This window comes from Acidovorax sp. CF316 (assembly GCF_000276605.1).
In the GTDB taxonomy this organism is placed as follows: Bacteria; Pseudomonadota; Gammaproteobacteria; order Burkholderiales; family Burkholderiaceae_C; genus Acidovorax.
On the sequence record NZ_AKJX01000284.1, the window covers coordinates 46,027 to 52,267 of the forward strand.

The following is a 6,241-nucleotide window of genomic DNA, read 5'->3' on the forward strand; positions in this document are numbered from 1 at the left end:
GGGCTCAACGCCACTGCTGCGCGAAGAACGCCGACACCTGGTTCTCCAGTTCGGGCTGGTAGGCGACCCGGTCGAAGCCCGGCGGGTTGGCTGCGGCATCGCCGGCATCCGAGGGCAGCGGCATGGATGCCTGGGCCATGAAGGCGAAATGCCCCGCCCCGGCGGCGGTGCTGGCCTGGGCCTTGGGCATGTGGGCCATAACATGGCCGCCGTGGTACTTGCCCACCAGCACCGCATCGCGCTCGGCCACGATGACGCGCACCGGCACGCTCACGGCGGCCAAGCTCTCGGGCGTGAACACCACCGCCATGGGGGCCAGGGCGACCACGGCACGGATGCGCGGGTCGGGCACGGAGACGCGCTGCGCATCGCGGGCGGGAGTGCTGCCGGCAGGCACCGCCTGGGCGGACGGGACTGGGGTGGTGGCCGACAGCTTGCCCAGAGAACAGAACATGGGATCGTCCTGCACCGTGCTGCAGTGCGCAGCCGCACGCTGGGGCTCGGCCTGTGCACCCGCCAGCGCGAGCACGGTGTACCCACCCGCCGAATGCCCCACGGCACCGATTCGCTCCGCCGGGATGAGGCTGCCCCATTCGGGACTGGCCAGCAGCGCGTCGAGCACGCGGCTGACCTGGCGCGGGCGCTCGCTGAAGTAGTGGCCCGAGGTGATCATGGAGCGGTCTTCCCAGTTGTCGCCGGGGTGCCGCAGGGCGGCGACCAGGTAGCCATCCTTCGCCAGGCGCGTGGCCAGGTTGTGGTGGCCCACCTCGGAGCCGCCCGTGCCGTGCGAGATCAGCACCAGGCCCTTGAGCGGTGCCTGCGCTGCCGGGGCACCCGGCGCCACCACGGGTTGCCAGGGGCCCATGGGCAGGGCGCGCGCTGGCGCTGCGGTGGGGTAGAACAGCGCGACCTGGATCGGCGCATCGCCGGGAACGGTGAGCGTGCGGTAGCCCGCTTGTTGTGCGCCGGCCTGGCCGGCCAGGCCCAGCAGGGCTGCAGCAGCGAGGGTTTGGAACAGCAGGGTCATCATGGTGTGTGCCTTCAATATCCGCCACGGCAGCGGTTTGACGGCACTGTAGGCAGGCACTTGCATGCTGCCCACCCCGTTGCGACGAAATGCCCCAGGGCGTCGCCAAATGCGGCGGCCCGGGAGCCGACGGCACCCGGCACCTGCCGCCCCGGCGCTCAATCGCCCCGGATATCCGCCCGTGCCGCCACCGCGCGCATGGCCGGCAGTTCGCGCTCGATGCGCGTGCGCAGGCCTTCGCCGTTGGACCAGGAGGGAGTCATGCCGATGTCCACCAGCTTCTTCTTGAACTCGGCCGAGGCCATGGTGTCGGCCAGGGCCTTCTCCAGCCTGCCCTGCACCGGTGCGGGCAGGCCGGCCGGGCCGACAAAGGCGAACCACGAGCCCATGTCGAAGCCGGGGTAGCCGCTCTCGGCCACGGTCGGCACGTTGGGCAGCAGCGCCAGGCGCTGCGCACCCAGGGCGACGATGGGCTTGATCTTGCCGGCCTTGATGAGCGGGGTGGAGGCCACCACCGTGTCGACCGCGAACTGCACTTGCCCGCCCATCAGCGCCGTGAGGTTGGGTGCGCTGCCGTTGAAGGGCACATGCAGCATCCTGGCGCCGGTGGTGGACTTGAGCACCTCGCCGCCGAAGTGCACGGACGAGCCCGTGCCGTACGAGCCGTACGAGAACTTCTCGGGCGCCGCCCTGGTCTGGGCAATCACGTCCTTGAGCGTGCTGCCCGGCGTGTCGTTGTGGGCCACCAGCAGCAGGCCCATGTCGGCCACCAGGCCCAGCTGCGTGAAGCTGCGCAGGGGGTCGTACGGCAGGTTGTTGCGGATGGCCGGGTTCAGCGTGAAGGTGGTGTTGGCGCCCAGCAGCAGGGTGTAGCCGTCGGCAGGCGCCTTGGCGACGATGGACGCCCCCACCACGGTGCCGGCACCGGCCCGGTTCTCCACCACCATGGGCTGGCCCAGGCGCTCGCCCAGGGCGGTGGCCAGCAGCCGGCCGAGGATGTCGGTGGCGCCGCCGGGCGCGAACGGCACGATGAGCTTGATGGGCCGCTCGGGGTAGCCCTGTTGCGGCTGGGCCCACGCCACGGCGGGCATCGCCAGAACGGCCGCAGCGGCCACCAGACACGACAGGAAACGGGAACGCGGCACGGGCATGGGGAATACCTCCAGGGCAAGAACAAGCGCCGCGAATGAACGCAGGCGACGGCGGAAATCGGCGGGTAGGCTCAGCGCAGCAAGGGGCTGCGGACCTTGGAGTAGCCGCTGGCCAGGTCGTACGCATGGCCGAGCTGCAGCACGGACGCATCGGACTGCACGGGCCCGATGATCTGCAGGCCGGCCGGCAGGCCCTCGGGGCCGAAGCCCGCGGGCGTGGCCAGGGCCGGCAGGCCGGCCATGGTGGCGGGCACCACGGTCTCCATCCAGCGGTGGTAGGTGTCCATGCGGCGCCCGGCCACTTCGTGCGGCCAGTCCAGGCTGGCGTCGAAGGGGAACACCTGGGCAGCGGGCAGCACCAGGAAATCGAAGCGCGTGAACAGCCCGCGCAACACCTGGTACCAGGCGGTGCGCACGCGCGCCGCGTCATAGACCTGCATGGCGGTGAGCGCCAGGCCGCGCTGTATCTCCCACACCGCCTCGGGCTTGAGCTGGGCGCGCTTGGGCGCATCGTGGTACAGGGCCGCATTGGCCCCCGCGACGCTGAAGCTGCGCAGGTCCAACCAGGCCTTCCACAGCTGCGCGAGGTCGAAATCGACCACGGCCTTCTCGACCGTGCAGCCCACCGCGCGGAAATGGCCAAGCGCCTTCTCGCAGGTGGTGTACAGGCCCGGGTCGGTGGGCAGGTAGCCGCCCAGGTCGCCCAGCCAGCCGATGCGCACGCCCTTGAAGTCGCGCTCCAGCGGCTGGCCGAAGGCGGCAATGTCGTCGCTGCGGCGCGTGAGCGGCAGGCGCGCGTCGAACCCGGCCTGCACCGACAGCAGCAGTGCCAGGTCGGGGATGTTGCGCGCCATGGGGCCGGTCACGCTGAACTGCTGGAAGAACACTTCCTCCGACGGCCCATGCGGCACCAGGCCGGGCGAGGTGCGCAGGCCATACACGTTGTTGAACGCGGCCGGCGTGCGCAGCGATCCCATCATGTCCGAGCCATCGGCCACGGGCAGCATGTGCAGGGCCACGGCCACGCCCGCCCCGCCGCTGCTGCCGCCGGCCGAGCGCGACGGGTCGAAGGCATTGCGCGTGGTGCCGTACACCGGGTTGTAGGTGTGCCCGCCCAGGCCGAACTCGGGCGAGTTGCTGCGGCCGATGAAGAGCGCGCCGCTGGCACGCATGCGCTCGAACACCACCGCATCGGTGGTCGTGACCTGGCCCGCAAAGAGGGGGGAGCCGCGCGTGGTGACCATGCCCGCGGCGGGCGCGATGTCCTTGGGCGCCTGGGGCATGCCGTGCAGCGGGCCCAGGCTCTGGCGGCGGGCCAGCTGCGCATCGCGCTCGGCCGCCTGTTGGTGCAGCGCATCCCGGTCGGCCATGGCCACCAGGGCGTTGACCACGGGGTTCAGGCGGTCCACCTGGGCCAGGTAGGCATCGAGCACCTCCACGCACGAGACCTCGCGGGCATGGATGGCGCGCGACAGGCCGGTGGCCGTGTGGGCCACGATGCCGCGGGGAGCGGTGCCCATGGCGGGTGGTGTGGAGAAGTCAGGCATGGGGGTGCAGGCGCAATGTGTCGGAGGTAAGTCAGCATAAGCACGCCGCCGGTTTTCTACAATCGGCGATTTCAGACACTATCGTTGCGTTTTACGCAAACCAGACAGAAGGGCCTCTACCATGCTTTCCAGCCGACTGCAGGACACGGCCCTGCGCTATTTCCTGGAGGTGGTGCGCAGCGGCTCGGTGAGCGAAGCGGCCACGCGCCTGAACGTATCGCCCTCGGCCGTGAGCCGGCAGGTGGCGGCGCTCGAGGGCCTGCTGGGCGTGCCCCTGTTCGACCGGCGCCCGCGCGGCATGGTGCCCAGCGCGGCTGGCGAACTGCTAGCGGCCCATGCGCGGCGCGGTGCACTCGAGGCCGACCGCGTGGTGGCCGACATAGAGGCGCTGCAGGGGCTGCACACCGGGCTGGTGCAGGTGTGCAGTTCGGCAGGCTTTGCCATCGAGTTTTTGCCGCGCGTGATGGCCCAGTTCCGCACGCAGTACCCGGGCATCCAGTTCCGTGTGCGGGTGGCCAGCCCGGCGGCTGTGACCACGGCCGTGCTCAACGGCGACGCGGACATCGGCCTGACCTACAGCCGCACGGCCGAGCGCGACATCACGGTGCAGCACCGCGAGGCCTCGCCCGTCATCGCCATCATGCGGCCCGACCACCCGCTGGCGCGCTTTGGCTCGGTCACGCTGGCACAGATGCACCCCCACCCCATTGCCCTGCCCGAGCGCGACAACACCGTGCGCCAGCTGTTCGACATCGGCTGCAGCCAGCGCGGCCTGGTGTTCGAGCCGGTGCTGGTGTGCAACCACTTCGAGACGCTGACCCACTTCGTGCTGCACGGCGGCGGGCTGTCGATATCGGGCGAGGTGACGGTACGCGACCGCGTGCGCCGCGGCGAACTGCATGCCGCCCAGATCCGCGAACGGGGCATGAGCGCCCGCGCCGTGGAGCTGCAGACGCTGAGCGGCCGCACCCTGCCCGCGGCGGCGCGCATGTTCCTGGAGTTCCTGAGCGCACAGCTGGTGGCGCGGGAAGCGGGGTGATCAATCAGGTCAAGGGCTTGATCAGCACGTACAAGGTGAGCCCCGGGATGTAGTTGTCGATCTGGGCATGACCCCGGTACCCGGCACGCTCGTACATCGCGGCCGTCTTTTGCGACAGCGATTCGATGAGGCTTTCGCTGCATCCGGCTCCTCCGGCGGCCTCCTCGATGCCGGCCAGCAGTCTGCTGCCAAGGCCTTTGCGCCGATGCCCGGCATCCACCCAGAGGTATTCCACATACAGCCGGTCCAGCTCGATCCGACCCACCGCGCCACCGATCAGGTGACCGTTTTCGCGGACCAGGCAGGCCAGCGGCTGAGGCTCTCCTGCACCGATGGATGCACGGTCATGGGCAATGACCGCCTTGGAAATCTGCGCAACCACCCGCCCTTCAGGCGCAAAAGAAGTCTCTAGCTCGTTCATGTTCCACCGCAGCGATTTTTCTGCTGATCTGTTGCGCCCCTTGGCCTGCGCGCCATCGCGCCTGGGACCCTCTGCAAAAATGGTGCTGTTCAGGGTTCACCGCAGATAGCGCAGGCGTGCTGCGAGCAGGCAAGCCATGCAGTCTAGGCAACACCGCATCAATTCGCCGTAAAAAGACGGGGTGAAGCCATCAAATCGCCGTCAAGAACCCTCTGCAGGACAATGCCGCATCCGACAAGAAGACATCCCCCCACCCCACCATGAAAACCGAGCAGATCGAGCCCTTCTTCGCCGCCCTCAAGGCGGCCAACCCCATGCCCAACACGGAGCTGGAGTACACCACCCCGTTCGAACTGCTGGCCGCCGTGCTGCTTTCTGCCCAAGCCACCGACGTGGGTGTGAACAAGGCCACGCGCAAGCTGTTCCCGGTGGCGGGCACGCCACAGGCCATCCTGGACCTCGGCCTCGAAGGGCTGGAGGGCTACATCAAGACCATCGGCCTGTACCGCACCAAGGCCAAGAACCTGCTGGAGACCTGCCGCATCCTGGTGGAACAGCACGGCAGCGTGGTGCCCCGCACGCGCGAGGAACTGGAGGCCCTGCCCGGCGTGGGCCGCAAGACGGCCAACGTGGTCCTCAACGTGGCCTTCGGCCAGCCCACGATGGCGGTCGATACGCACATCTTTCGTGTCAGCAACCGCACGGGGCTGGCGCCGGGCAAGGATCCGCTGGCGGTGGAGTTGCAGTTGCTGAAGCGGGTGCCGCAGGCGTATGCGGTGGATTCGCACCACTGGCTGATCTTGCTGGGGCGGTATGTGTGCCAGGCGCGCAAGCCGCGGTGTTGGGAGTGTGTGGTGCCGCAGTATTGTGACTACGAGCCGAAGACGCTGGCGCCCTGAGCCCTGAGCCCTGAGCCCTGAGCCCTTGGCTTTGGGCGTGGCTGTTGGCGTTGGTTGATTCATGCCTTGGCCAAGGGCGGGAGCCGGGGTGTGCGCCCGGCGGCGCACCTACCTTCTTTTGCTTCGCCAAAAGAACGTAGGCCAAGAAAAGGCGACC

6 protein-coding genes are annotated in these 6,241 nt (G+C 69.2%); 2 read left to right on the forward strand and 4 right to left on the reverse strand.

Annotated elements, in window-relative coordinates; all coding sequences use genetic code 11:
• Window positions 1-4: 4 nt before the first annotated feature.
• From PMI14_RS31875 to PMI14_RS31885, 3 genes are all read right to left on the reverse strand, one after another.
• Window positions 5-1,030: a hypothetical protein gene (locus PMI14_RS31875; RefSeq protein WP_007861631.1), complete on the reverse strand. Its 1,026-nt coding sequence runs from the start codon at window positions 1,028-1,030 to the stop codon at window positions 5-7.
• Between the two features lie 155 nt (window positions 1,031-1,185).
• Window positions 1,186-2,178, reverse strand: coding sequence for a tripartite tricarboxylate transporter substrate binding protein (locus PMI14_RS31880; protein WP_007861633.1), 993 nt, complete (start codon window positions 2,176-2,178; stop codon window positions 1,186-1,188).
• A 71-nt stretch (window positions 2,179-2,249) separates the two neighbouring features.
• A complete protein-coding gene (locus tag PMI14_RS31885; protein ID WP_035206407.1) occupies window positions 2,250-3,698 on the reverse strand; it encodes an amidase in 1,449 nt (482 codons plus the stop codon).
• 148 nt (window positions 3,699-3,846) lie between these two features.
• Between PMI14_RS31885 and PMI14_RS31890 the strand changes: the two genes are divergently transcribed.
• Entirely contained in the window at window positions 3,847-4,764 is a 918-nt protein-coding gene (locus PMI14_RS31890) for a LysR family transcriptional regulator (RefSeq protein ID WP_007861636.1), read from the forward strand.
• 4 nt (window positions 4,765-4,768) lie between these two features.
• Here PMI14_RS31890 and PMI14_RS31895 read toward each other — a convergent pair whose 3' ends face one another.
• The gene (locus PMI14_RS31895; RefSeq protein WP_007861638.1) at window positions 4,769-5,185 is read right to left on the reverse strand and encodes a GNAT family N-acetyltransferase; all 417 of its coding nucleotides are present in this window, start codon (window positions 5,183-5,185) and stop codon (window positions 4,769-4,771) included.
• Between the two features lie 260 nt (window positions 5,186-5,445).
• Here PMI14_RS31895 and nth point away from each other — a divergent pair, with 260 nt between their 5' ends.
• Window positions 5,446-6,084, forward strand: a complete 639-nt coding sequence (gene nth / locus PMI14_RS31900) for an endonuclease III (RefSeq protein WP_007861640.1) — start codon at window positions 5,446-5,448, stop codon at window positions 6,082-6,084.
• Window positions 6,085-6,241 lie beyond the last annotated feature (157 nt).

What these genes read in the sequence shown, in the direction of transcription:
- nth (WP_007861640.1), top strand. Translation starts at nt 5,446, where the DNA reads ATGAAAACCGAGCAGATCGAGCCCTTCTTCGCCGCCCTCAAGGCGGCC.
- PMI14_RS31880 (WP_007861633.1), bottom strand. Translation starts at nt 2,178, where the DNA reads ATGCCCGTGCCGCGTTCCCGTTTCCTGTCGTGTCTGGTGGCCGCTGCG.
- PMI14_RS31885 (WP_035206407.1), bottom strand. Translation starts at nt 3,698, where the DNA reads ATGGGCACCGCTCCCCGCGGCATCGTGGCCCACACGGCCACCGGCCTG.
- PMI14_RS31875 (WP_007861631.1), bottom strand. Translation starts at nt 1,030, where the DNA reads ATGATGACCCTGCTGTTCCAAACCCTCGCTGCTGCAGCCCTGCTGGGC.
- PMI14_RS31895 (WP_007861638.1), bottom strand. Translation starts at nt 5,185, where the DNA reads ATGAACGAGCTAGAGACTTCTTTTGCGCCTGAAGGGCGGGTGGTTGCG.
- PMI14_RS31890 (WP_007861636.1), top strand. Translation starts at nt 3,847, where the DNA reads ATGCTTTCCAGCCGACTGCAGGACACGGCCCTGCGCTATTTCCTGGAG.